Source organism: Salipiger sp. IMCC34102 (assembly GCF_004145405.1).
In the GTDB taxonomy this organism is placed as follows: Bacteria; Pseudomonadota; Alphaproteobacteria; order Rhodobacterales; family Rhodobacteraceae; genus Loktanella.
Window position 1 is genome coordinate 355,455 of the sequence record NZ_SELQ01000001.1, and the last position, 25,761, is coordinate 381,215.

23 protein-coding genes are annotated in these 25,761 nt (G+C 66.0%); 11 read left to right on the top strand and 12 right to left on the bottom strand.

From position 1 onward, the window contains the following. Positions 1–28 precede the first annotated feature (28 nt). The 7 genes from EU805_RS01895 (at position 29) to EU805_RS01925 (ending at position 4,728) form a co-directional block, all read left to right on the top strand. On the top strand, positions 29–640 hold the full coding sequence (locus EU805_RS01895) for a ribonuclease D (protein WP_129762247.1): 612 nt from the start codon (positions 29–31) through the stop codon (positions 638–640). Further along, complete coding sequence (locus EU805_RS01900) at positions 640–1,596, top strand: SIS domain-containing protein (protein ID WP_129762248.1); 957 nt, start codon at positions 640–642, stop codon at positions 1,594–1,596. The genes EU805_RS01895 and EU805_RS01900 overlap by 1 nt, the downstream gene beginning before the upstream one ends. Before the next feature lie 4 nt (positions 1,597–1,600). Continuing rightward, positions 1,601–2,212 carry an LPS export ABC transporter periplasmic protein LptC gene (gene lptC / locus EU805_RS01905; RefSeq protein WP_129762249.1) on the top strand — a complete coding sequence of 204 codons (612 nt, stop codon included), beginning with the start codon at positions 1,601–1,603 and terminating at the stop codon, positions 2,210–2,212. A gap of 2 nt (positions 2,213–2,214) precedes the next feature. Then, the gene (lptA, locus tag EU805_RS01910) at positions 2,215–2,691 is read left to right on the top strand and encodes a lipopolysaccharide transport periplasmic protein LptA (protein WP_129762250.1); all 477 of its coding nucleotides are present in this window, start codon (positions 2,215–2,217) and stop codon (positions 2,689–2,691) included. Continuing rightward, a complete protein-coding gene (gene lptB / locus EU805_RS01915; protein ID WP_129762251.1) occupies positions 2,691–3,440 on the top strand; it encodes an LPS export ABC transporter ATP-binding protein in 750 nt (249 codons plus the stop codon). Before lptA ends, lptB begins: the two co-directional genes overlap by 1 nt. A gap of 216 nt (positions 3,441–3,656) precedes the next feature. Continuing rightward, the gene (gene hpf, locus EU805_RS01920; protein WP_129762252.1) at positions 3,657–4,244 is read left to right on the top strand and encodes a ribosome hibernation-promoting factor, HPF/YfiA family; all 588 of its coding nucleotides are present in this window, start codon (positions 3,657–3,659) and stop codon (positions 4,242–4,244) included. A gap of 19 nt (positions 4,245–4,263) precedes the next feature. After that, positions 4,264–4,728, top strand: coding sequence for a PTS sugar transporter subunit IIA (locus EU805_RS01925; protein ID WP_129762253.1), 465 nt, complete (start codon positions 4,264–4,266; stop codon positions 4,726–4,728). A gap of 169 nt (positions 4,729–4,897) precedes the next feature. Here the strand turns inward: EU805_RS01925 and EU805_RS01930 are convergent, their stop codons facing one another. The 8 genes from EU805_RS01930 to cysQ all read right to left on the bottom strand — a co-directional run bounded on the left by EU805_RS01930 (position 4,898) and on the right by cysQ (position 14,053). Then, positions 4,898–6,331: a sulfotransferase family 2 domain-containing protein gene (locus tag EU805_RS01930; protein WP_129762254.1), complete on the bottom strand. Its 1,434-nt coding sequence runs from the start codon at positions 6,329–6,331 to the stop codon at positions 4,898–4,900. 2 nt (positions 6,332–6,333) lie between these two features. After that, positions 6,334–8,031: a beta-1,6-N-acetylglucosaminyltransferase gene (locus tag EU805_RS01935; protein WP_129762255.1), complete on the bottom strand. Its 1,698-nt coding sequence runs from the start codon at positions 8,029–8,031 to the stop codon at positions 6,334–6,336. Further along, positions 8,028–9,032, bottom strand: coding sequence for a glycosyltransferase family 2 protein (locus tag EU805_RS01940; protein WP_129762256.1), 1,005 nt, complete (start codon positions 9,030–9,032; stop codon positions 8,028–8,030). The genes EU805_RS01935 and EU805_RS01940 overlap by 4 nt, the downstream gene beginning before the upstream one ends. Before the next feature lie 15 nt (positions 9,033–9,047). Next, positions 9,048–10,259 (bottom strand): glycosyltransferase, encoded by a 1,212-nt coding sequence (locus tag EU805_RS01945; RefSeq protein ID WP_129762257.1) that lies wholly within the window; start codon positions 10,257–10,259, stop codon positions 9,048–9,050. Between the two features lie 5 nt (positions 10,260–10,264). Further along, positions 10,265–11,158 carry a UTP--glucose-1-phosphate uridylyltransferase GalU gene (galU, locus tag EU805_RS01950; RefSeq protein ID WP_129762258.1) on the bottom strand — a complete coding sequence of 298 codons (894 nt, stop codon included), beginning with the start codon at positions 11,156–11,158 and terminating at the stop codon, positions 10,265–10,267. 83 nt (positions 11,159–11,241) lie between these two features. Continuing rightward, positions 11,242–12,462, bottom strand: a complete 1,221-nt coding sequence (locus EU805_RS01955; protein ID WP_129762259.1) for a glycosyltransferase family 2 protein — start codon at positions 12,460–12,462, stop codon at positions 11,242–11,244. Next, positions 12,462–13,259 (bottom strand): 3-deoxy-manno-octulosonate cytidylyltransferase, encoded by a 798-nt coding sequence (locus tag EU805_RS01960; RefSeq protein ID WP_129762260.1) that lies wholly within the window; start codon positions 13,257–13,259, stop codon positions 12,462–12,464. Before EU805_RS01960 ends, EU805_RS01955 begins: the two co-directional genes overlap by 1 nt. Beyond that, the gene (gene cysQ / locus EU805_RS01965) at positions 13,256–14,053 is read right to left on the bottom strand and encodes a 3'(2'),5'-bisphosphate nucleotidase CysQ (protein ID WP_129762261.1); all 798 of its coding nucleotides are present in this window, start codon (positions 14,051–14,053) and stop codon (positions 13,256–13,258) included. The genes EU805_RS01960 and cysQ overlap by 4 nt, the downstream gene beginning before the upstream one ends. A 129-nt stretch (positions 14,054–14,182) precedes the next feature. On the opposite strand from cysQ, the gene EU805_RS01970 reads away from it, so the two are divergent. From EU805_RS01970 to dnaJ, 3 genes are all read left to right on the top strand, one after another. Then, positions 14,183–15,004, top strand: coding sequence for an ABC transporter permease (locus tag EU805_RS01970; protein WP_129762262.1), 822 nt, complete (start codon positions 14,183–14,185; stop codon positions 15,002–15,004). Positions 15,005–15,172: 168 nt separating this feature from the next. Beyond that, positions 15,173–17,086, top strand: a complete 1,914-nt coding sequence (dnaK, locus tag EU805_RS01975) for a molecular chaperone DnaK (RefSeq protein ID WP_129762263.1) — start codon at positions 15,173–15,175, stop codon at positions 17,084–17,086. Between the two features lie 71 nt (positions 17,087–17,157). Then, entirely contained in the window at positions 17,158–18,309 is a 1,152-nt protein-coding gene (gene dnaJ, locus EU805_RS01980; protein WP_129762264.1) for a molecular chaperone DnaJ, read from the top strand. Between the two features lie 12 nt (positions 18,310–18,321). Here dnaJ and EU805_RS01985 read toward each other — a convergent pair whose 3' ends face one another. After that, entirely contained in the window at positions 18,322–19,410 is a 1,089-nt protein-coding gene (locus EU805_RS01985) for a DUF475 domain-containing protein (protein ID WP_129762265.1), read from the bottom strand. A gap of 102 nt (positions 19,411–19,512) precedes the next feature. On the opposite strand from EU805_RS01985, the gene radC reads away from it, so the two are divergent. Then, positions 19,513–20,265 (top strand): DNA repair protein RadC, encoded by a 753-nt coding sequence (gene radC, locus EU805_RS01990; protein WP_129762266.1) that lies wholly within the window; start codon positions 19,513–19,515, stop codon positions 20,263–20,265. On the opposite strand, the gene EU805_RS01995 is transcribed toward radC, so the two are convergent. The 3 genes from EU805_RS01995 to secA form a co-directional block, all read right to left on the bottom strand. Next, a complete protein-coding gene (locus EU805_RS01995) occupies positions 20,262–21,797 on the bottom strand; it encodes a phosphate ABC transporter substrate-binding/OmpA family protein (protein WP_165351866.1) in 1,536 nt (511 codons plus the stop codon). The two genes, radC and EU805_RS01995, sit on opposite strands and share 4 nt — an antisense overlap. Positions 21,798–21,805: 8 nt before the next feature. Then, positions 21,806–22,891 (bottom strand): hypothetical protein, encoded by a 1,086-nt coding sequence (locus EU805_RS02000; protein ID WP_129762268.1) that lies wholly within the window; start codon positions 22,889–22,891, stop codon positions 21,806–21,808. 133 nt (positions 22,892–23,024) lie between these two features. Further along, positions 23,025–25,727, bottom strand: coding sequence for a preprotein translocase subunit SecA (secA, locus tag EU805_RS02005; RefSeq protein WP_129762269.1), 2,703 nt, complete (start codon positions 25,725–25,727; stop codon positions 23,025–23,027). Between the last annotated feature and the right edge of the window lie 34 nt (positions 25,728–25,761).

Sequence of the window (25,761 nt, forward strand, 5' to 3'; positions counted from 1 at the left end):
AAGCCAGTCCCGCCTGCGGAGGAACAGCATGACGAACCACCTCTACCAAGGCGATCTGCCAGACGACCTTGACCTCGGTCCCGTCGTCGCCATCGACTGCGAGACGATGGGCCTCAACCCGCACCGCGACCGCCTGTGCCTGATCCAGATGTCGGGCGGCGACGGCGACTGCCACCTGGTGCAGGTCGCCAAGGGCCAGACCGAGGCGCCGAACCTGTGCCGCATGCTGGCCGATCCCCAGGTGCTGAAGCTCTTTCACTTCGGCCGCTTCGATATCGCGGCGATGGATCATGCCTTCGGCACCCTTGCCGCACCCGTCTATTGCACGAAGATCGCCTCGAAGCTGGTACGGACCTTCACCGACCGGCACGGGCTGAAGTACCTGTTGCAGGAACTGGTCGGCACCGACATCTCCAAGCAACAGCAGCAAAGCGATTGGGGCGCGAAGACCCTGACCGAGGCGCAGCTCGACTACGCGGCCTCCGACGTGCTCTACCTGCACAAGCTGCGCGATGCGCTCGACGCAATGCTGGACCGCGAAGGCCGGACGGACACGGCGCAGGCCTGCTTCGATTTCCTTCCCACCCGCGCGCGCCTGGATCTTGCGGGCTGGCCGGATACAGACATCTTCGCGCATTGATGACCAACGCCTTCGCCGACACAGGCCGCCGCGTCATCGAGGCCGAAGCCGCCGCCCTCAGCCATCTGTCGGGCACGCTGGACGGTCGTTTCACGCAGGCGGTCGATCTGCTGCTGAAGGCCCGCGGCCGGGTCATCGTCTCTGGTATGGGCAAGTCGGGTCATATCGCGCGCAAGATCGCGGCCACCCTTGCCAGCACCGGCACGCCCGCCCATTTCGTCCACCCCGCCGAGGCGAGCCACGGCGATCTGGGCATGCTGACCCGCGACGACGTGCTTCTGGTGCTGTCGAACTCGGGCGAGACGCCGGAACTGGCCGACCTCGTCGCCTATTCGCGCCGCTTCTCGATCCCGCTGATCGGGGTCGCCAACAGCGAAGGCTCCACCCTCGCGCGGCAGTCCGACGTGATCCTCCTTCTGCCCCGACTGGGAGAGGCCTGCGGCACCGGCGTGGTGCCCACGATCTCGACCACCATGACGCTGGCCCTGGGCGATGCGCTGGCCATCGCCCTGATGGAGCACCGCAACTTCACGCCCGAGAACTTCCGCGACGTCCATCCCGGCGGCAAGCTTGGCGCACGGTTGGCGAAAGTCTCCGACCTGATGCACGGCGACGACGCCATGCCACTCGTGGCGCGCGAGACGCCGATGGCAGAGGTCCTGCTGACCATCAGCCAGAAGGGCTTCGGCGTCGCGGGGATCGCGGCGCCCGACGGGACGCTGGCCGGTGTCATCACCGACGGCGACCTGCGGCGGCACATGACCGGGCTGCTGGACCATACCGCGCAGGAGGTGATGACCACCACGCCCACCACCGTGCCCGCCTCTGCCCTGGCGGAGCGCGCCGTGGGACTGATGAACGAACGCAAGATCACCTGCCTCTTCGCACTGGACGAGGTCGGGCGGATCGCCGGCATCCTGCATATCCACGATTGCCTGCGCGCGGGCGTCGCGTGATCCCATGGCACGCGAGGTCAACCTGCACTCGCAACTGGTCGGCTGGCTGAAGATCCTGCTGCCGTTGGGGGCGCTCATGCTGCTCTCGACCCTGTTTCTCTTCGCGCGCGCGCCTGCATCGTCCACGGACATTCCCTTCGCCGACATCGACGTCGCCGCCCGCGAGCAGCGCATCGGCACCCCGCGGCTGTCGGGGCTGACGGACACCGGCGACACGATCCAGATCAGCGCCGAAGCCGCCCGGCCCGACGCGCAGGATGCCGCGACCTTGCAGATCGACCGACCCCGCCTGACGCTGGACGCCACCGACGGCAGCACGCTGACGATCGCCTCGGGCCAGGGACGGGTGGAACGACAGGCCAATCGCGCCGTGCTCTCGGGCCTGGCCCGGGCCGAGTTGTCCACCGGCTACCAGATGGAAACCTCCGCGTTGACGGCGGACCTGGCCAGCGGCGTGATCGTCTCGGACGGCGCGCTGGAGATCCAGGCCCCCTTCGGCCAGTTGACCGCGGGACAGGCGACGATAGATCTAGGCAAGGCGACCGGTGGGGCGACCTTGCGGTTCGAAGAGGGCGTGCGGTTGGTCTTCCAGCCCGCCCGGATCCCGGAGGAGTGACCATGAAAGCCGTTTACCTGACTGCCGCGCTGTTGCTGGCGGCCCCGCTTCAGGCCCAGACCAGCATCGACCTTGGCGGGCTGTCCGCCGATTCCGGCGCGCCGGTCGAAGTGACCGCCGACAGCCTAGAGGTCGACCAGAACGCGGGCACCGCCGTCTTCACCGGCAACGTCGTGATCGGTCAGGGCGCGCTGCGCCTTTCGGCCCCGCAGGTGCAGGTCACCTATGCGGAGGCGGGCGGCGACATCACGCGGATGCAGGCCTCCGGCGGGGTCACCTTCGTCACCGAAACCGAAGCCGCGGAGGCCGAGACCGCCGACTACGACCTCGGCGCGGGTCTTCTGACGCTGGAAGGCGACGTGCTGCTGACACAAGGTCCATCTGCCCTGTCGGCGAACCGGATGGTCGTGAACCTCGACGACGGGACGGCGCAGATGACCGGGCGCGTCAGCACGGTCTTCGGGCAAGGCGGGAACTGATGGCCGACCTGACGGTCACCGACGGCGACGCGGGCCTGCGCGTGCGCAACCTGCGCAAGAGCTACCGCAAGCGCCCGGTGATCCGCGACGTGAGCCTCGACCTGGGCCGGGGTGAGGCCGTGGCCCTCCTGGGACCCAACGGATCGGGCAAGACCACCTGCTTCTATCTGATCGCGGGGCTGATCCGGTTGGAGGGCGGCCAGGTCACGGTGGACGGCGAGGATGTCACGCTCATGCCGATGTACCGACGCGCCAACCGCGGCATCGGCTACCTTCCGCAGGAGATGTCGATCTTCCGCGGCCTCTCGGTCGAGGACAACATCCGCGCGGTGCTCGAGATCACCGAACCCGACCGCAAGCGCAGGCGCGACCGGCTGGAGCAACTTCTGAGCGAGTTCTCGATCAGCCACCTGCGCCGCGCCTCCGCCCTGGCGCTCTCGGGCGGTGAACGCCGCCGCGCCGAGATCGCCCGCTGCCTGGCAGCCGGACCGAAATACGTCCTGCTCGACGAGCCCTTCGCCGGTGTCGATCCCATCGCGGTGTCGGACATCCGCGCACTGGTCGCGGACCTCAAGACCCGCGGCATCGGCGTTCTGATCACCGATCACAACGTCTCAGAGACACTTCAGATCGTCGACCGTGCCTACATCCTGCACGACGGCTCCGTCATGATGAGCGGCACTGCCGAAGAGGTCGTCCGCGACGAGAACGTGCGCCGCGTCTACCTGGGCGAGGGCTTTCGCGGCTGACGTCGCGGCATTGACTCGCAGGCCGTTTGGGCGCTCAATCAGGGGGATGACGACCGAAAGTCCCGATCCCTTCGCAGCCTTGGCCCCCCGGGCCCCGGCGGCGTTAACCCTTCGGCAATCCTTCGCCCGTCATCCTTCACCCGCACCGCCCCATCGAACCAACCGGGCCCGTCCCGCGTTTGTTTGGCGTTGCAAATAACATCGAGGGAGAGATTGATGCGCTACCAGATCAGCGGAAAACAGATCGACATCGGCGAGGCGCTGCAGACGCATGTGCAGACCGAATTGTCGGAGATTCTCTCGAAATACGCCGGTCGCCCGACGGAGGCGGTGGTCGTCTTCTCCAAGACCGGTCACGAATACGCGGCGGAGGCCGTTGTGCACCTGTCCACCGGTCTGACGGTCCAGGCCACGGCGCGGGACCCCGAAATCTACGCCGCCTTCGACGCCTGCGGCGAGAAGATGGACAAGCAGTTGCGTCGTTACAAGCGCAGGTTGAAGGACCATCACCGCGACCGGCCCGACCCGGTTGAAATCTCCGGAGGCGGGTCGTATATCCTCGCACCGACAGTGGACGACAGCGACGAGGCAGAGCAGCCGGACGACACTCCGATCATCGTGGCAGAGGACGAGGCGAAGATCCCCGCGATCTCGGTCGGGGAAGCCGTCATGCAGATGGAACTGGCCAGCAGCCCCGTCCTTGTCTTCCGCAACGAAAAACAAGACCGCATTAACGTGGTTTATAGACGGGACGACGGCAATATCGGATGGATCGACCCCCATACGGGGGACAATACCGTCTGACCGTAAAGAGGAGCATGCGATGCAGTTGGGCAATATCCTGAAAGCCAGCGCCGTGAAAACGTTGGCGGGGTGTTCCAGCAAGAAGCGCTTGTTCCACGATCTCGGGGAGTTGGCGGAGATCACCTACCACGTTCCCGCCGGCACCGTGACCGAGGCCTTAATCGAACGCGAAGGCCTCGGTCCCACGGGCGTCGGTCACGGCATCGCATTGCCTCACGCCAGACTGGACGGGTTGACCCAGGTCTGCGGGCTGTTCCTGCGTCTTGAACGACCCGTCAGTTTCGACGCCGTCGACCGGCAGCCGGTGGACCTCGTCTTCTCCCTTCTCGCGCCGTTGGAGGCGGGGGTCGAACATCTGCGCGCCCTGGCGCTGGTCTCGCGCACGCTGCGCAACGCGGATATCTGCGCCAAGCTGCGCGCGAACAGCGATCCTGCCACGCTGCACACGATCCTGACGGAAGTCTCCGCAAGCCAGGCGGCCTGAGGCCGGTCACCTTGAAACCCGTGTCCGCCGTGAAATGGCGCGACCCGTCCGGCCCGTCCGTCAAGGTCGAACTCGCATCGCCTCGCACGGACGAAAGACCACTTCGTGAATACGACACCGGCCCCGCAGTCCGTCCCGAGAGGGATCTCCGCCGCCGCTTCGGTCCGGGTCAGGCGTAGTCGCCAAATCCGAAGGACTCGTAATCGCGACCGTAGGCGTCCCGGGCCGCACGCTCGATCGCGTCGTCGTAGATGGCCGCCAGCCGCCCGGCCAAGGGGTCGGTCTGCGCAGGCACCGGTGGCGGCGTTTCGATCCCGGCCCGCCCTGCGATCCAGGCCAGATCCCTGTCCAGGGAACCCTCCCGCACGATGACGTCCGGCAGGCCGAAGTCGGCCATGCCTTGCAACAGCGTCGACTGCGACGCCCATGCCGCGTCAAGGCGCACCGCCGTCTGCGCCGAGAGGTTGTTGCGCAGGAATTTCAGGAACGCGAGGAAGGCCGCCTTGTGGGCGGCCATGTCGTAGGTGGCATCCGTCTCGGGGATCGGCCCGCCGTCGGGGACGGCGACGTTGTGGATCCTGCCCAGGGTCCTGCGGATTTCGGCAAAGGTGCCGGGGCCGTTCGCGACGATACGTTCGCAAAAAGCCGTATGGGCCCAGGCGACCGGATGACGAACAACGGTGAACTTCGCATGGCCGGGAGTGTCCCGCAGCCAGTCGCGCAGGGATCTTTGGCTGAATTTGCGCATAAGCTCCGATGGCGCGACGCCGTCGGTATCCGCCATCCACTGCTCGACCGCCGCCGTCGGCCCGGACTTCAGCGGCATGTAAAGCAGCGGGCTGCGCGCAGCCGCGACCCAGGTCGGGATCAGGGGACCGCGCCGTGGCTCGAAATTCGGGGTACGCGTCAGGTTGAACCGGTCGGCACGGGCCAAGGCCTGCGACATCTCCTCGAAGTTCTGGACCTTCTCGGCCATCGGCATCGGGTTCTGCTTCTTGAGCTTCTTGTCGAGGGCGGTGATCTGCGCCTCGACCCCCAGCCAGGTTGCAAGCCCGTTCATGATCTCGACGTCCTGCAGATCCTCGTAGGCCACGTAGAAGGCCGTCTGCCCGGTGCGCTGCAGCGTGTTGAGGATCCGGACCTGGAAGTCCTGCAATCCGGCAAGATGGCCGTCGAATTCATCGGCGTCGAATGTCACCTGGCCGGTCTTGGCGTGAGTGGCGTTCGTCAGCTTCCACTGGCCGGTCTGGGTGGCGATCTTCCAGCTGACGAAGCTGTCGGCGGGATTGCGGGTCAGCACGATCTTGGCGCAGCGTGGATCGGTCAGCGCGATGTCCAGGACGCGGGCATCGTGGTCGTGGAAGAAGCGAAAGCCGTTCAGACCGGGGGCATCCTTGACCGCATCGATCAGCGCCTGGGGATCGGCCTCGCGCTCGGGTTGCGTGATGCCCAGCACGTCGTTGCGATCGGGATAGCCGATGAAATGCGGATTGAATGCCTCGCCCAGGCAGGCCACCCCGTCGAAGAGGTTCAGGTTCGCCTCCAGAAAATTGGACCCGGTGCGCATCTCGGCGAACAGGACGAAGTAGTCGAATTTTGCCATCTTCATTTCACCAGGTAGGGTTTGCGCGGTTTGGGGGTTTGTGACAACGGCGGCGGGGCCGCCGGAAAATCGCCCATCAGGTAGGGGTGCATCCCCTGGTTCTTCAGGTTCTGCAGAAACTGTCCGAAGCCGGCTAGGTCATGCATGCGCGGTGTCTCGATCACGGGGGGACCGCTGCGGTCCGTCATCTCTTGCAGGATCGCCTGAATGGGCTCCACCGGGTTTTGCACGAAGTCCGCCATCGACCAGACCCGGATGCGGGCTTTCGTCCAGGGCGAGCGCAGAACGTTCAGGAAGTTGCTTTCGACTTTCTGCAGCCAGGCCGCATCCTTGCGCAGGTCGGCAAAGTCCCTGTTCGACAAGAACAACGGGACCGCCCAGGCGCCACTGATGACCGAAATCTGCGCATTGGAATCCTTGGCGAGCATCCAGTCGATCGACTGCTGGGAGATCGGCCCGAACTGGAACGCCTGCCGTTCGCCACGGGTGTTCCAGATCAGGTTCGTCAGGAACATCTGTGGCGCGTGATCGCGCATTGCGGCACTGTCGGTCAAGGCGCCCTGGAACGTGCGGCTGCGCCCCTCGAATTCGACCCGGTCGGGGGCAAAGAGATGCCCGTGCACCCGCGCGCCGGAAACACTCGCAAGCCAAGGCTCGAAATCCTCGAACAGCTCGGTAAAGCCCTGGAACACCGAGTAGGGCGCCGCGGTGATCCCGTTTTCCCAGTCCCGGTTCGGCCAGCGGCTTTGCATGTAAAGCCCCTGCCGCCCTTGCGTCCGGCGCTGCACCGCCTTCGAGAAGATCCGGTCGATCCGCCCGGGGTTCGGTTCGGCAATCGCCATGGCGGTTCCGTCGCCGCCCAGGAAGGTCGCGTAGAGGTGATCGGCCCGCGGCCAGATCTTGCGCGCCACGAAGCAATCGGACCGACGCAGAAGCTGCAGGTGATCGTCGTAGAAGATATGCGGCTTTCCCTGGAAATCGAACTTCGACAACGTCAGCGAGCGGCTTTCGATGTTGACCGAATAGCTGCGCGCAAGGCTCTGGAAATAGCACTCGTCGGGAATCCAGACCCGCCGGAAGTAACGGTCGTAGGTAGGCCGGTCGGGGTCTTGCAGAATGGCCGAAAGCGTCTGGCGCGTCAGGCACCACCACTGCGAGCCCAAGTGCGGGACGATCCCCTCGGGAATGCGGCGCCGAAAGCGGATCCGGCGCTGGAACTCGACATAAGCATCGAAAAGGCGTCGGTTCCTCCGCCAAGAGAAGGGAAAGCGCAGCGTGAAACGCTCGTGATCCAGCCCGCCCACGGTCCAGGGCACGTCGGCGGTCGTCGCACTTTCGATGAAGTCGGTGCGCGGGCGTTCGGCAAGGTAGCTGCGCAGCTCTTCCACGGGACGCAGCGGCATGCACGACCCCGAGGCCAGGTAGACATGGCGCACCTGCGCAAACCGGTCCAGCATCAGCTCGCATGCGGATTGCGTGCCGGCCACGATCCCCCAGGCCCCCCACTCGCAACGATGACGCTTGCAAAAGAGCACCCGATCGGTGTCCTCGAACCGGGACCGGAACGCCTTGCATGTCGCATCCTCCACATTGAGGTCGACATGGATCACCACGGGGCATCCGCCTGCCACCCAATGCCGCGCCACCTGCTCGGCCCGGTCGAAGGCGTCGTGCACCAGCATCACGACCCCCAGCGTCACGCCCAGTTCCCCTTGGAGATGAGGCCCAGGATCTCGAGCTGGCGCCAGTTGATGTAGCGCTCCGACCAGGGACACCACAGGTCCGGACTGTCGTCCGAGGCATAGGCCCGGTATTCGTAGCTGTTGGCGTAGTGCTCCTTGCGCTGCATCTCCTCCTTGGCCTTGTCGGCGAAGGACGACAGGAACTTGGTGTGCAGCAGCGCGCCGCTGGCCTTCTCGCCACCCCATTCGTCGTAGACCAGGTTCAACCCGCGCGGCAGAAGCATGTGGGTCGAGCTGACGTAGGCATAACGCCGGTTCCACTTGACCAGGGGCACCTTGTTCAGCGCCGGTGCACGCCAGGGATCGGTCGGAAAGAACGCGCGCGCGCGCGGCCCGCCCTGGATCCACAGGTTCCCCATGATGTGATTGCGCTGGATCGTGTAGTTGCCGCTGTCGAACCATTCGGCGATGGCCAGCGGATCGGTGCCGCGTTCGTAGGGCACCTCGTCGACGCGCCCCTTGGGGTACATGTCCAGCATCATCGCGCCGAACGACCGGATCGAGGAGGCATCCAGCCAGTCGGTCAACGCCCGCAGGGGCCGGGTGTCGCAGAACGGGTAGACCAGAAGCTCGTCGGGATCGACCACCAGCGTCCAGTGCCCGTGGCCATGCCTGCGCTGCAGCCAGTTCAGCCAATCGACCCCGAAGCGCGCCCGCTTGTAGCTCCCCCGTGCGCGGTAAAGCGTGACGTCCGGCTGTTCGCTCAGGAATTCCGGCCCGCCGTCGTCGCTTTCGTTGTCCACCATGATGAAATGGTCGACGCCCAGGTTGCGGTAGTATTCCAGGAAATAGGGCAGCCGCAGGTTCTCGTTCCGGAAGGTCGAGAAGACGAGGATATCGCTCCGCGCGATCTGGTTCGTTCGATCGACGACGACCGAAAGCTGCCGGCGCTTGCGGAAGGCCCGCACGAGCCAGCGCCGCCGCTGGATCCTCAGCTTGTAGGATTGCCAGACGCCCACTTCCTGCCCTTCACCTCACTGCTGCACCGGTTCGTCTTGGCCGATGGACGCCAGGACAGTCCTCAGATGCGCGTCCCAGTCCGGCAGAGTCATGGGGGATCTGCGGTGCGGGTCCGGAGCGCGCGACAATCGCCTGATCTGCGTCTCCCATGCATAGCGGTCGGTCGGATCGGCGTAAACGGGCCAGTCCTGCATCACTTCCCGGCACGCGGCAAGATCGGCACAGACGACCGGCACGCCCAGGCCCGCCGCCTCTGCCGGTGGCAGGCCGTATCCTTCCGCGAAAGACGGAAAGAGCAGCCCCTGCGCGCGTTCCAGCAAGGCCGCGATCGCGCCGTCTGACAGGTCCGCGTGTTCCACCACGTGGGGGATGCCCGCGTCGAGCCTGGCAAAGACCTCCTCGTTGCGCCAGCCCCGGCGGCCCAAGATCAGCAGTTCCGGTGCGCCGGGGCCCCAATCCTCCCAGATATCCAGCAAGAGCGCGTGGTTCTTGCGCGGCTCGATCGTGCCCAGAACGACGAAGAAGGGCCTGAGCGGGATCGCACCGGGGGCCAGCGCCTCGGGGGTCGGCGTCAGCGGCGCGATCCCCAGCGGGGCGATCACCCGGCGCGGGGCGTTGGGGGTGGTGCCGGTATGGCGTCCAATGTCCGCGGCCACGGCCCGGGTCGAGCAGATCAGCACCGTCGCATGACGGGTCGCCACCGTCAGCATTTTGCGGAACCGGGGCACGGTGCCCGGCCTTTGCATGTCCGGCCAGTCCAGCGGAATCGTGTCGTGGATCAGCACGGCAATGTCCGACGCGCCGGCCTCGTTCATCGCGCGAAACACCCGCCCGGTCAGGTTGCTGTGGCCCACGTTGAAATAGACGAACCCCCGCGGCAGGCGTCCCAGCAGCTGGCCCAGCGCGCGCGGACGCGCCCGCGCCGCGGCGTGCCGTCGCGCAAAACTCTGGCCGCGCCGGGCGGCGGGCGACAGGCGCGCGTTCCACCGGCTGAGGATGTCGGGCGGGAGGAACGGGCCCGCTTCGATCGCGTCGCGCAGCGCGATCAGGCCCGCGCGGTCCATCAGGACGAAGCCCAGCGCGGTCCGGCAAAGCCCAAAAGGCTCTGCCGAGCTGTCCCGAACGAACCCGTCGAGGTAGGCGAATTCGACCCGGTCCACCCCGGTCGGCTTCAGCCCCGCCCGGGAGGTCAGACGCGTGACATCGAGCAATCGCGCCCGCGACACGCCTGTCAATCGTTGGCCACGACCTGCCGCAGGTAGTCGCGGAAACCGTCGCCCAGCTCCGGGTTGGCCAGCGCGAAGGCGACCGTCGCTTCCAGGTAGCCCGCTTTCGACCCGCAATCGTAGCGCTTGCCGTCGAACTTGTAGCCATAGACCGGGCGGTCCTGTCCGATCTCGGCGGCGATGGCGTCGGTCAGCTGGATCTCGTTTCCGGCGCCGCGACCGATCTTGTTGAGGTTCTGCATCACGTTGGGTGTCAGGATGTAGCGCCCGATGACGGCGAGGTTCGAGGGCGCTTCTCCGGGATTGGGTTTCTCGACCATTCCCTTCGCGCGCATCAGCCGGTCGTCGCCGGTCGGATCGCTTTCGTCGATGTCCAGCACGCCGTAGGACTTGGTCTGCTCGGGGCTCACTTCCATCGTGGCCACCATGGAGCCGCCCGATTCCTCGTAGGCTTCGACCATCTGCGCGAGGCAGGACCGGTCGCCGGCGATCACGTCGTCGGGCAGCATGACGGCGAAGGGCTCGTTGCCGACGAGACGGCGCGCGCACCAGACCGCGTGACCCAGGCCCATCGCCTTGTGCTGACGGATGTAGGCGATCGCCCCGCTTTCCATATTGGTCGACTTCAGGGTCTCGAGCAACTCGGTCTTGCCGTCCTTGCGCAGCTTTGTCTCGAGTTCGGGCGCGTTGTCGAAGTAGTCCTCCAGCGCGTTCTTGCCGCGCGCGGTGACGAAGATGAATTCCTTGATCCCGGCCTCGCGCGCCTCGTCGATCGCGTATTGCACGAGCGGACGGTCGACCAGGGTCATGATCTCCTTCGGGACGGCCTTAGTGGCCGGCAGGAAACGGGTGCCCATGCCTGCGACGGGAAAGATGGCCTTGCTGACTTTGTTGCGCATTGCTGCCTCGACTGAGTGTTTCTCGAACTTGCTTCGTCCTAAGCCACGATGGTTAAAAAACCAAGACGATACGCATGATCGACTCAACCGGGCGTTGGGCGTGGCACACGAAGCGCACGTACGCGCAGCGCCTCGGCCTGGACACGCGCCCCGCCCGGGATCACCCGGAACAGGGGCTCGGACCGCTCGGCGCGGCCGAACTGGCCGCCGGACTGCACCCAGACCCCGTCCTTCGTGAAGCGCACCCGGTGATAGAGCGCCGTGAAGGACCACAGGTAAAGCGTGGTGACCGCCCCCTCGCGCACCTTTGCCCGGGCGCGCTCCATCGCCGCCTTGCGCTCAAAGGAGCGACCGAAGACGATTTCGTGCGGTCGGACCTTCGTCGGAAAGATCAGCCGGTCCGGCACGGTGCCCAGATCCCCGGCCAGACGCGGGCTGCGCGACAGGCCGTCGTTCCAGCCCGCGTCGAAGGTGGACAAAAGGCGACCCACGTCGCCCGGCATGAGCCGCCCCGCGATCATGTGTCGAAGCAGCCGCCTGCGCTGGGCCGCGCGATGCGCACCCTTCACCGCCCTCCCGTGGTGCTTGCGCAGGAACACCGCGAGGCTGGCGCCGATCTCGAACAGCGTGCGCGGCACGCGGTCCCCGGTGCGCCGCGCACTCGCCGCATAGCCGTGATGGACCTGCGCGAGCGGCACCAGCGCCGTCACCGCCCCCCGCGCGGCCAGGCGCATGTTCAGGTCGGTCTCGTCGAGGTAGAAGGCAAAGGCCTCGTCGAAGCCGCCCAGCGCCACCAGCGTGTCCCGCCGAACCGCCATGTTAGTGCCCTCCGTCTTGACCGCGCGGCCCTTGGCCCCCTGCAGCTTCACCGGCGCATCACCGTCGATCGGAAGATCCGCCGTCTCCGCGTCATCGAAAACCATGCGCCCGCGCCACTGGAAGCCGATCCCGTTGCGCCCGCGCACGAAGCCCCCCGCCGCCTGCACGTCATCGTCCGCAAAGGGGGCGGTCAGGTGGCTCAGCCAGCGTGGCTCCGGCACCGCGTCGTCGTCGATGAAGGCCACGATCTCGCCACTGGCCTGCGCGATACCCGCGTTGCGCGCGGCCGAGATGTTGGGCACCTCGCAGGGCACGAGTTTCACCACATCCCCCAGCCCGGAGCGCGCCACCGCAGGGGTGGAAGCGGCATCGGCCACCACAACGACCTCGACATCGGGGTGATCGATCTGGGCGAGGCCCTTCAGGCAGCGCTCCAGCATCTCGGCGCGGCCCTGGCTCACGACGACGACGCTGGCGGGGCGCATCAGTCCGCGCCCATCGCTTGCAGCATCGCCTCGATCCGGGGCACGTCCTCGGGGTTGTTCAGCTCCCAGAACTGGCGTCCACGCGCGTCGACCTCGACGCAAAGCACCCGTTCGCCGCGTTCGAGAAAGCGCAGCTGTTCGAGCCCTTCGAGCTGTTCCAGCGGCCCCATCGGCCATTCGTTGTAGGCCCGCAACGCCTCTGGGCGGTAGGCATAGACGCCCACGTGGTGCCAGACCGGGGTCATCGCATCGTCGGCGTAGGTCCCGGGGCGGAACGGGATCACCTCCTTCGAGAAGTAAAGCGCGTTCATCTCGGAGCCGAACACGACGGTCGTCCCGCCGACACGGCCCGCGGCGCGATCCTCGAGGAACCCGCGCAAGGCGACCCCTTCGGTCTGCAGCACCGGGGTCGCCATGCCTGCGTCCGGGGCGGCGCGCAGGCCCGCAATCAAATCCTCGACGAACCACGAAGGGGTCAGCGGCGCGTCGCCCTGCAGATTGACGACGATCTCGGGGTTGCCCAGCGCGTCCAGCGCGGCGGCACAGCGTTCGGTCCCGTTGCGGCAGGTGTCAGGCGTCATCACGACCTCCGCGCCGAAACCTTCGGCGGCATCGCGGATGCGGTCGTCGTCGGTGGCCACGACCACCCGGTCGACGCCACCGACCTCGATCGCGGCCTCCCAGCTTCGCTGGATCAGGCTGCGCGACACGCCCGAGGCGCCGCGCAGGTTCACCAGCGGCTTGCCGGGGTACCGCTGGGACGCGTAGCGGGCGGGGATGACGATGGCGACGCTCATTCGCGCAGCAAGTCGACTTCGGGCGAATAGGCGATGAAGAACGGGTTGGCGAAACCGTCCTTGCCGTAGGTCAGCGGGTTGTGATCGTCGAAGCGCACCACCCGGCCCCCTGCCCCGTTCAGGACGGCATGGCCAGCCGCCGTATCCCATTCCATCGTCCGCCCCAGGCGCGGGTAGAGATCGGCCTCGCCGGTGGCGATCAGGCAGAACTTCAGCGAGGAGCCGGCCGACTTCATGTCCTTCACCGAGTAGAGGTCGATGTAATCGTCCGTCGTCTGATCCCTGTGGGACTTCGACGCCACGACCAGAAGCGCGTTGTTGTCGGGACGCGAGACCGAGATCTCCTCGAGCGTGCCCAGGTTGTCCTTGTCGAACGGCCCCTGCTCCTCGACCGAGGCGCCGTCGGCACGGGTGAAGAACATGCGGCTTCTGGCGGGGGCGTAGACCACGCCGCGCACGGGTTCGCCGTCCACGACGTAGGCGATGTTCACGGTGAAATCGCCGCGCCGCTTGATGAACTCCTTGGTGCCGTCCAGCGGATCGACGATCAGGAAGGTATTCGCCGTCTCGGCGTGGGTGCCCGACTGTTCCTCGGTGACGAGCGCCACGTCCGGAAAGGCGCGGCGGAGGCCTTCGCTGATGATGGCGTCGGCCGCCTCGTCGGCGGCGGTCACCGGGCTGTCGTCGGATTTCGAGCGGACCTCGAAATCGGGACTGTCGTAGATCTCCATGATCCGGTCGCCCGCTTCCAGCGCGAGGCGGCGCATCACCTGTGTCAGCTTGTCGAAGTCCATGGTCATACTTTCATCTCAATCATCGGGCACACGTCGATGTCATTGTCGCCCTGCATCGCAGCCCTTATGCTGGCACCGTGGCGCATGGGCAAGAAAATGCGCGACCCCAGGCGAAACGGATTCCGACGGATGTATCACCCGAACCTCAACCAGTCGCGCGCGCGCTCGTTCCTGGGGCTGGTCGAACTGATCTATCACTCCGCCGTCCGCGATATCCGCAAGAGCCACCGAAACGCCCTGATCGGCCTGCTGCTGAACATCTTCCAGACGGTGCTGTTCGTCATGAGCTTCTATGCCATGTACGCGATCCTCGGCATGCGCGGAAATTCGGTGCGGGGGGATTTCCTGCTCTACCTGATGTCGGGCATCTTCCTTTATATCTGCCACACCAAGTCGATGATGGCGATCGTCAACTCCGAAGGGCCGGCCAGCCCGATGATGCAGCACGCGCCGATGAACACGGCCGTCGCGATCTCGGCCGCGGCGCTGTCGGCGCTCTACCTGCAGGTGCTGTCGATCTTCGTGGTGCTCTTCATCTACCACGTGGGCTTCAACCCCGTGACCATCGACGATCCCGTGGGGGCGATGGGCATGCTGGTGCTGGCGTGGTTCTCGGGCTGTGCCGTCGGCACGATCTTCCTTGCGATCAAGCCGTGGTTTCCCGAATTCGCCAAGATCGGCAGTTCGATCTACGGGCGGGTCAACATGATCGCCAGCGGCAAGATGTTCCTGGCCAATACGCTGCCCGCCTCGATGCTGATGATGTTCGACTGGAACCCCCTGTTCCACATCATCGACCAGACCCGCGGCTTCGTCTTCCTCAACTACGTGCCCTACAACTCGAACGTCTGGTACCCATTGAAGGTCGCGCTTGTGCTTCTGGTGCTGGGCATGCTGGGCGAATTCTACACCCGCCGCCACGCCTCGGCCTCGTGGAACGCCACCCGCTGATTCGGCCAAAAAGGGGTTCACGCCCCTGTTGCAGCCCTCAGAACCCCTCCCTATATGAGGCCAGTCGGTGCGAGGGCCAGATCGTCGCACCCTATTCATCAATCTGGGCGCGGGTGCCGGAACGGGTCTGCGCCTTTCAAACCGCCTGAAGCTAAAGGGATTTGATCAATGGCAAAAGTGATCGGTATCGACCTCGGTACGACGAACTCCTGCATCGCCATCATGGATGGCTCCAAACCGCGCGTCGTGGAAAACAGCGAAGGTGCCCGCACCACGCCGTCTATCGTCGCCTTCACCGATGACGAGCGCCTTGTGGGCCAGCCGGCGAAACGCCAGGCCGTCACCAACCCCGAAAACACCATCTTCGCCGTCAAGCGCCTGATCGGTCGCCGGTTCGACGACCAGGACCTGGCCAAGGACAAGAAGAACATGCCTTTCGCCGTCGTCGACGGCGGCAACGGCGACGCCTGGGTCCAGGCCAAGGGTGAGAAGTACTCCCCCAGCCAGATCAGCGCCGTCATCCTGGGCAAGATGAAGGAAACCGCCGAAAGCTACCTCGGCGAGGAAGTGACGCAGGCCGTCATCACCGTGCCCGCCTACTTCAACGACGCCCAGCGCCAGGCCACCAAGGACGCGGGCAAGATCGCGGGCCTCGAAGTACTGCGCATCATCAACGAGCCGACCGCGGCCGCCCTTGCCTACGGTCTGGACAAGAAGGACACGAAGACCATCGCCGTCTATGACCTTGGCGGCGGCACCTTCGACGTCACGATCCTCGAGATCGACGACGGCCTCTTCGAAGTGAAATCCACCAACGGGGACACGTTCCTGGGCGGCGAAGACTTCGACATGCGCATCGTCAACTACCTCGCCGACGAGTTCAAGAAAGAGCACCAGGTCGACCTGACGCAGGACAAGATGGCCCTGCAGCGTCTGAAGGAGGCGGCCGAGAAGGCGAAGATCGAGCTTTCCAGCTCCTCCTCGACCGAGATCAACCAGCCGTTCATCTCGATGGGCTCCAACGGCCAGCCGCTGCACATGGTCATGAAGCTGACCCGCGCGAAGCTGGAAAGCCTCGTGGGCGACCTGATCAAGAACTCGATCAAGCCCTGCAAGGAAGCGCTGAAGGATGCCGGCCTGTCGGTCGGTGACATCGACGAGGTCGTCCTCGTCGGCGGCATGACCCGCATGCCCAAGGTCAAGGAAGAGGTCGCCAAGTTCTTCGGCAAGGACGCGCATCAGGGCGTGAACCCCGACGAGGTCGTGGCCATGGGTGCGGCCATTCAGGCCGGCGTGCTGCAAGGCGACGTCAAGGATGTGGTCCTGCTCGACGTGACCCCGCTTTCGCTGGGCATCGAGACGCTCGGCGGTGTCTTCACCCGCCTGATCGACCGCAACACGACGATCCCGACGAAGAAGAGTCAGACGTTCTCCACCGCCGAGGACAACCAGAACGCCGTGACCCTGCGGGTCTTCCAGGGCGAGCGCGAGATGGCGTCGGACAACAAGATGCTGGGCCAGTTCAACCTTGAAGGCATCCCGCCCGCACCGCGCGGCATGCCACAGATCGAGGTGACCTTCGACATCGACGCCAACGGCATCGTGTCGGTGGGTGCCAAGGACAAGGGCACCGGCAAGGAGCAGACGATCACCATCCAGGCCTCCGGCGGTCTGTCCGACGAGGACATCGAAGCGATGGTGAAGGACGCGGAAGCCAACGCCGACGCCGACCGCGACCGTCGCGAGCTGGTCGAGGCGAAGAACCAGGCGGAAAGCCTCATCCACTCGACCGAGAAGTCGCTGGAAGAGCATTCCGACAAGGTTGACCCGACCACGGTCGAAGCCATCGAACTGGCCATCGCCGCGCTCAAGGACGATCTCGAGAAGGACGACAGCGCCAAGATCAAGTCGGGCATCCAGAACGTGACCGAGGCGTCCATGAAACTGGGTGAGGCGATCTACAAGGCCAGCCAGGAAGAGGGTGACGCGGAACCGCAGGCGAAACCCGCCGACGAAGGGGGCGACGACGACATCCTCGACGCCGACTTCGAGGACCTGGACGACGACCAGAAGCGTAACTGAGGCATCCGCCTTCGGAACATGGACCGGCCCCTTAACCGGGCCGGTCTTTTTCCTTTCCCAAGGGGGACACCATGGCAAAACGCGATTATTACGAAACGCTCGGCCTTGCCAAAGGGGCCGACGCGGCAGCGATCAAGAAGGCCTACCGGCAGAAGGCCAAGGAACTGCATCCCGACCGCAACACCGACAACCCGCGCGCCGAGGAACAGTTCAAGGAAGCCAACGAGGCCTACGAGGTTCTCAAGGACGCCGACAAGAAGGCCGCCTACGACCGGTATGGCCATGCGGCCTTCGAAGGAGGCATGGGCGGCGGCGGCGGTGGACCGCGCGGCCCCCAGGGTCAGGGTGACTTCGCCTCGGCCTTCTCCGACGTGTTCGACGATCTGTTCGGCGACTTCATGGGCGGACAACGGGCGGGCGGCGGGCGCACCCGCGCGGCCCGCGGCGCCGATCTGCGCTTCAATTTGCGCGTGAAGCTCGAGGACGCCTACTCCGGTCTGCAGAAGACCATCACCGTGCCCACCGCCGTCACCTGCGGCAATTGCCACGGCACCGGCGCCGACGACGGGTCGGAGGCGGTGACCTGCCCCACCTGCTCGGGCATGGGCAAGGTGCGCGCGCAGCAAGGATTCTTCACCGTCGAACGCACCTGCCCGACCTGCAACGGCGCGGGCCAGACGGTCAAGAACCCCTGCCACGTCTGCCACGGCGCGGGCCGGGTCGAGAAGGAGAAATCCCTGTCGGTCAACATCCCCGCCGGGGTCGAGACCGGCACCCGCATCCGTCTTGCCGGCGAAGGAGAGGCCGGTATGCGTGGCGGTCCCGCGGGCGATCTATACATCTTCATCGAGGTGGAGGATCACAAGATCTTCGAGCGGGAGTCGACGAACCTCTTCTGCCGCGTGCCGGTCTCCATCGCCTCCGCCGCCCTGGGCGGCGAGATCGAGGTGCCGACCATCGACGGCGGACGCAGCCGCGTGAAGATCCCCGAAGGATCGCAATCGGGCCGCCAGATGCGCCTGCGCTCCAAGGGAATGCCCGCCCTGCGCGGCGGCGCGACCGGTGACATGTTCATCGAACTCGCGGTCGAGACACCCGTGAACCTGACCTCCCGCCAGAAGGAGATCCTGCGCGAATTCGACACCCTGTCGAAGGACAACAATCCGCAGGGCTCGTCCTTCTTCAAGAGCGTCAAGGGATTCTGGGATTCGATGAAGGGCTGACGCGCCCGCGCCTCAGATCGGCTCGTCCCGGCTCAACCCGACGTCCTTGATCGGCGCCCGACCGTGGGCGCCGATCGTCCGTCTGGCCTTCAGCGACGACCGTAAGGCCAGACCGATGAACGCGGCCCCCAGCAGGCCGGTCACGTATTCCGGCACGTGCACCATCGTTTGCGCGAACATGATGATCGACAGCGTGACGATCGACCAGAACGCGCCGTGTTCGAGATAGGCGAACTCCGTCAGCGTCCCCTTCTCGACCAGCATGATCGTCATCGACCGGACGTACATCGCGCCGATCCCCAGGCCGATGCCGATCAGGAACAGGTTCTGCGTCAGCGCGAAGGCCCCGATGACACCGTCGAAACTGAAGGACGCATCCAGCACCTCGAGGTAGAGGAACGCCCCCAGCCCCGCCTTGGCCGCCCCCGTGGCGAGCTTCGCGGGGTTGTCCAGCACGCTGCCCAGCACGTGGACGGCCATGTAGGTCACAAGTCCCGCGACGGCGGCATAGAGGAAGGTCGCGACCGCCGCGCCGGGCAGGATCGTGGCCACGGTCAGGATCGCGATCAGCGTGACGGCCGAGGGGATCCCCTCGTATTGCCCCAAGCGGGCCAGCGGACGCTCAACGACTCCGATCCAGTGCACGTCCTTCTCGGCGTCGATGAAGAATTTCAGGCCCACCATCATCAGGAAGGCCCCGCCAAAGCCCACGATGGACAGGTGCGCGCCTTCGATGATCTGCGCGTATTGCGCGGGCTCGGTCGCGGCGAGGCGCAGCGCCTCCCACGGGCCGACGCCGGCGGCGAGTACGACGATCAGCAGCGGAAAGACCAGCCGCATGCCGAAGACGGCGATCAGGATGCCCCAGGTCAGGAACCGGCGTTGCCAGACCTCCGACATGGTCTTGAGCGTGTTTGCGTTCACGATGGCATTGTCGAAGGACAGGCTGATTTCCAGCACCGCCAGCAGGGCGCCGATCAGCAGGAAGGACAACATCCCCGCGGTGCCGCCTTCCATCGTGAACCCAAGCCAGGCGGCAAGCACTAGGCCCACCGCCGTGACGATGAACGACCACAGAAAATATCGCGTGACACCTTGCATTCGGGCCTCCCAGCCAAGCCGCACCCCGAGAAGGGGTTACGTGGCTCCTCACGCCGATATCAGGTTAATCTTTCGTTCACCATGGCGAGTCTAGGCTTGTGCATGAGCCAGGGTTTCCAGGACAGCCTTCCGATGTTCGGCCAGACCGACGAAGCGCCGGAGGTGCCGGTCGCGGGGCGCCTGCCGTCCTATATCCGCGACCATCGCGCCCGGCTTCGCGACCGGTTCCGGCACGGCGGCGCCGACGCCCTGCCCGACTACGAGATGCTGGAACTTCTGCTGTTCCGCTCGATCCCCCGCAAGGACGTCAAACCGCTCGCGCGGGCCCTCATCGACCGGTTCGGGGATTTCGCGGGCGTCCTCTCTGCCCCGATCGACAAGCTTTGCGCGGTCGAGGGGGTGGGCGAGGGCGTCGCGCTCGATTTCAAGCTGGTGGAGGCCGCGACCCACCGCATGGCCCGCGGTCGCGTGCTACGACGGCAGGTCGTCTCGAGCTGGGACGCGCTGATCGACTATTGCCATACCGTGATGGCGCATCGCGACACCGAACAGTTCCGCATCCTTTTTCTCGACACCCGGAACACCCTCATCGCCGACGAAGCGCAGGCCACGGGCACCATCGACCACGTGCCCGTCTACCCGCGCGAGGTCGTCAAGCGCGCGCTGGAACTCAACGCCGCGGCGATCATCCTGGTGCACAACCACCCCTCCGGCGATCCCACCCCCAGCGAGGCCGACATCGCCATGACCCGCCAGATCGAGGCCGCCGCCAATGCCCTGTCGGTGCAGGTGCACGACCACCTGATCATCGGCAAGTCGCAGGAACTGTCGTTCCGCGCCGAAGGGCTGCTTTAATCGCCGATCCAGACTTCGACCCGGCGGTTCATCTGCCGCCCCCAGGCGGTGTCGTCGCAACCCATCGGCAAGGCCTCCCCGAAGGCGGCCGTTCGCAGGCGCACGTCCTCCGGCACGGCCCCCAGCAACTCCATCAGGCGCTCGCGGATGCGCGCCGCACGGTCACGCGACAGATCCAGGTTCGCATCCGCCGGTCCCGCCCCGTCGGAAAAGCCGATCAGCAGGATATCGCGCCCGGCATAATTCCCCGCCCGGATGTCATGGGCCAAGGTCAGCAGGTTGGCCGAGGAGACGGGATCCAGCGTCGATTGCCCGATCTCGAACCGGAAGGTCAGGGACGCGCGGGCATGGGCCCGCATCAGGCGCACCATGCGCTGCAACTCTCTCAGCGGCGTGTCCGTACCGGCGATGCCGATCGCATGGGCCAATCGCCCACCTTGCGCATCCAGCGGGATCGGCACGACGCCCAGGTCCACCAGCCCCGCGCGGCGGATGATCAGATGCGCTTCGGGCTCGCGCAGGAAGCGCAGGAATTCCCGCACCACGGGGGCCTGCCGGGTTTGCGACAGCGTGACGAAGACCGGGGTGGTCAGTGGATAATCCTGCGTCTTGATCCCCGTCAGCAAGGGCGCGGCGGTCAGCCCGCAACTGTCGCGCAAGCTCAGGGGCTGGGCCACGCCCGTGTCGCCCAGTGCCGTCAGGCCCAGCGCACCGGGGTCCGCCGCCACGGCCGCCGCCAGCGCATCGGGGTCCGCGTGCCGCGTCACGCCCGCCACCTCGTCCGACAGGGCCGTGATGAACGCCTGCGCCTGCCCGTCGCCGGAGGGGCCAAGATGCAGCGTGATCGGCGTACCGTCCTCCCACGCCGTGCGCGCCCCCGTGAAGGCCGCGTCGAGCAATGCGGGATCGATCGTGCGCACCGGGTTCAGCGGCGAGACGATCGGCACCAGCGCGTCGATGCCGAGGATCGCCGTTTGCCCCAACCCGCGCAGATCGCCCAGGCCCACCTCTTGCACGCGGGCGCGTTCGTCGGCGCTGGCCTCGCGGTAGGACAGGGCGGCGTCCGCCTCGAAACTGACGAGATCCGCGAAACCCTCCGAACTGCTCGACGCCCGGATCGAGACGATCAATTGCGCCACCTCCGCCTCGTCCATCAGCCGGAACGTCTGGTGCGTCAGGTCCGTCTCCTGCTGCAGGGTCGACCATCCTCGGGCGCGTGCAAACCCGTCCAGAAGCGCCGGGAAAAGCACCTGCGCAATCCGCGGCGTGCCAGAGACACGCAAGGTCGGCACGTAGTCCGCGGCATCCGGGCACCCGTCGCCCGCGCAGGCGACATCGTCGTAATCCACCGTCAGCGGGCCATAGTCCGATTCGATCCGCACGAAGCGTCCGTCGAAGCTGACCAGTCGGCCGGTCAGCACGAGGTCCCCCTGCCGGGAGGTCAGCGTGATCTCCTGCGCGCGGGCGGTCCCGCCCAACAGAAAAGATGCGACAACCAGGGTTGCCGCACCGATCCGTAACCAGCGTGTCAAAGCGCGTTTCATTTGGCAGCGAGTGTCAGGTCCTCGAACATGTTTTTCAACACCAGATATTCGCCCTGCGCCTCGCATCCCGGCATTGTCATCACCAGATCGACCGCCTCGGCCTCGGCACCGACATTCACCTGGATGCTCTGCGCCGCCACTTCGCGACCGCAGTTGCCGGACGTCACCGCGGCCTCGACCGACAGGGCGACTGTTCCGTCGCGCTGCGAGGTGCCGCTGGGATAGGTATAGACCTCTGCCATCAATCCGTCGCTGATGGCGCCGTCACCCAGTCGCGTGATGACGCCGCCGGTCCCCGCCAGAGCGTCCTGCGTGTCGCCGGGCGTTTCCGCCCAAAGGTGTCCTTCACCGAAATACGCCGCCCCGAATTCAAGCGCGTGCAACTCGACGCCCGCATCGCCCTGCCACTGCAGGACCGCGCGGTCGACCTCTGCCACTTCGGGGACCGAGGCGGTCGCGACCGCGCCGGAACCTTCACCGAAATCCGCCAGGAACAGCGCATCCTCCGACAGGGCCGGCACGCGGGCGGTGAACACGCCTTCGGCATCGGTGATCCCCTGGAACATCATGCCCTGGTGATGGATCGTCACGACGGCCTCCGCGCGGCAGCCGTCCTCGACGGTGACCTGCACCATGGCAAGCGGTTGCGGTTCGGCCGTCATCCGCGCCTTGCAGACCGGGGGAGCCGTCTTCGCAGGCGCGGGCGTCGTGATCGTCACGGGCCGCGGGATCCGTGCGGTGTCCTGCGGGGCGGGCGCTTCGGTGTAGGCGACGGTCATGGCCTCCGGCACCGGCGCGTCCAGCCGTGGCGCGGCGGGATCGCCCGGCAGTTGGACCTCGGTCGCTCCGGTGTCGGCCACAGGCACGCGCGCGGCAGGTGCGAAGGTGGAGACCCCCTCCCCCTTCAGCGGCCCACCCGCGACGGAAAGCTGCGGAGAGCCGGTCGCGGGCTGCGGCGCGGCCTCGGCGTCGTACCCGATCCGGTCGGCGAGGGCATCGCCGTATTGCATCACCGACCCGATCCCGAGCGCCACGCAGAAGGTGGTCCCGGCGGTCAGGAATTTTCTGGTCTTCGGCTTCACGGCAGATCCCTCGTCACAAGTGCGATCAGGCGGATCGTGCCACCTGCCCGTGTCGGCGCCGGGACGCGCGCAAGGTCATCCTATGACCGAATTGGGGCGGGGCATGGTCAAGGCCCTCCCGCCCCGGCGCGCGTCAGACCTGCCCGTGGCAGTGCTTGAACTTCTTGCCGGACCCGCAGGGACAGGGATCGTTGCGGCCCGGGTTGCCCCAGGTGGAGGGATCGTCCTCGACGAACCCCTCGCGCGGAGAGGCATCCCCCGGCGTCCGGGCCGATGTCGCGCGCTCCGTCGCCGCGTCCTGCTGCGCCTTGGCCTGCGCTTTCAGGCGCGCCAGCATCTCGGCCTGCTGTTCGGGGTCCATCGGCTTGATCTGCGACAGCTTCTCGGTCACGTCGATGCGCAGACCGTCCAGCAGACGCTCGAACAACTGGAAACCTTCGGTCTTGTATTCGTTCAGCGGATCGCGCTGCGCATAGCCCCTAAAGCCGACGACCGAACGCAAGTGTTCCAGCGTCAGCAGATGCTCGCGCCACTTGCCATCGATGGTCTGCAGCAGGATCTGCTTTTCGACGTTGCGCATGGTCTCGGCCCCGAAGGAGCTTTCCTTCTCGGCCATGGCCTTGTCGCTCGCCTCTTCCAGGCGTTCACGCATGGTGGCGTTGTCGACGCCCTCTTCCTCGCCCCAGGCCATGATCGGTTCGTCGATGCCGAGGACGCGGATCGCCTCGGCGTAAAGGCCTTCGGTGTCCCATTGGTCGGCGTAGGATTTCGGCGGCATATGCGCGTCGACCATATCGTCGATGACCTGGTGGCGCATGTCGCTGGCGATTTCCGACAGGTCCTGCGCCTCCATGATCTCGCGGCGCTGGCCGAAGATCACCTTGCGCTGTTCGTTCATCACGTCGTCGAACTTCAAAAGCTGCTTGCGGATGTCGAAGTTGCGCCCCTCGACCTTGGCCTGCGCGCGTTCGAGCGACTTGTTCACCCAAGGGTGCACGATCGCCTCGCCGTCCTTCATGCCAAGGGTGGAGAGCACCTTGTCCAGACGCTCGGACCCGAAGATCCGCATCAGGTCGTCCTCAAGGCTGAGGAAGAAGACCGACCGCCCCGGATCGCCCTGACGGCCCGACCGGCCGCGCAACTGGTTGTCGATGCGGCGGGATTCGTGGCGCTCGGTGGCAAGGACGAACAGGCCGCCCGCTTCGAGAACGCGGTTCTTTTCGCCCTCGTGTTCGGCGGTGATGCGGGCCCGTAGGTCCTCGGGGTCGGCGGCCTCGTCGGCGGCTAGGGCGTCCTGCACCTTCATCTCGACGTTGCCGCCCAGCTGGATGTCGGTGCCGCGACCGGCCATGTTGGTGGCGATCGTGACCGCGCCGAACTTGCCGGCGTCGGCGATGATCTGCGCTTCCTGCTCGTGCTGGCGGGCGTTCAACACGTTGTGCGCGATGCCTTCCTTGGTCAGCAGTTGCGACAAGAACTCGGATTTCTCGATCGAGGTGGTGCCGACCAGCACCGGCTGGCCCTTGGCGTTGGCCTGCTTGATCTCCTCGACCACGCCGACGAACTTCTCGCCCGCGGTGCGGTAGACCTGGTCGTGCTCGTCCTGGCGGGCGATGGGCCGGTTGGTGGGCACCTCGACCACGCCCAGGCCGTAGATCTGGTCGAATTCCTCGGCTTCGGTCAGCGCCGTGCCGGTCATGCCGGCAAGCTTGTCGTAGAGGCGGAAATAGTTCTGGAAGGTCACGCTGGCCAAGGTCACGTTCTCGGGGCGGATCGCCACGCCTTCCTTGGCCTCCAACGCCTGGTGCAGACCGTCCGACAGGCGGCGGCCCGTCATCATGCGCCCCGTGAATTCGTCGATCAGCACGACCTCGTCGCCGCGCACGATATAGTCCTTGTCGCGGGTGAACAGCTTGTGCGCCCGCAGCCCCTGGCTCACGTGGTGGACCAGCGTGGCGCTTTCGGGATCGTAGAGCGTCTGCCCCTCGGGCAGCAGCCCGCGCTGCGCCAGCACCTCTTCGAGGTAGTCGTTGCCTTCCTCCGTGAAGGTCGCCTGCCGGGTCTTCTCGTCCAGCGTGAAGTGATCGTCCTGCACGCCGGGGATGATCTCGTTGATGTCGCGATACATCTGGCTGCGGTCCTGCGCGGGGCCCGAGATGATGAGCGGCGTCCGCGCCTCGTCGATGAGGATGGAGTCCACCTCGTCTACGATCGCGAAGTTATGGGGGCGCTGATACATCTGGTTCAGCTCGGATTTCATGTTGTCGCGCAGGTAGTCGAAGCCCAGCTCGTTGTTCGTGGCGTAGGTCACGTCGCACTGGTAGGCCTGCTTCTTCTCGTCATCGGGCTGCTGAGGCACCACGACGCCGGTGGTCAGACCCAGCGCACCGTAGACCTTGGCCATCCATTCCGCGTCGCGGCGGGCCAGGTAGTCGTTCACGGTGACGATATGCACGCCCTTGCCAGACAGCGCGTTCAGGTAGGCTGGAAAGGTCGCGACGAGCGTCTTGCCTTCGCCGGTCTTCATTTCGGCGATGTTGCCCTGATGCAGGAAGATCCCGCCCATCAGCTGCGTGTCGAAAGCGCGCAGACCCAGCGCGCGGCGCGCGGCCTCGCGGCAGTTGGCGAAGGCTTCCGGCAGCAGGTCGTCCAGGCTTTCCCCGGTGCGCGCGCGCCCCTGCAGATCGCCTGTGCGCGCCTTGATCTCGTCGTCCGACAGCGCCTCGAACTCGGGCTCCAGCGCGTTGATCTTCTCGATCAGGGAGCGGACCGATTTCACCTTCCGGTCGTTGGCGGTCCCGAAGACCTTTTTCGCGATGGTTCCAAGACCCAGCATAACTTCCCCGCTCAGAGCACTTCCGCTCGTATGA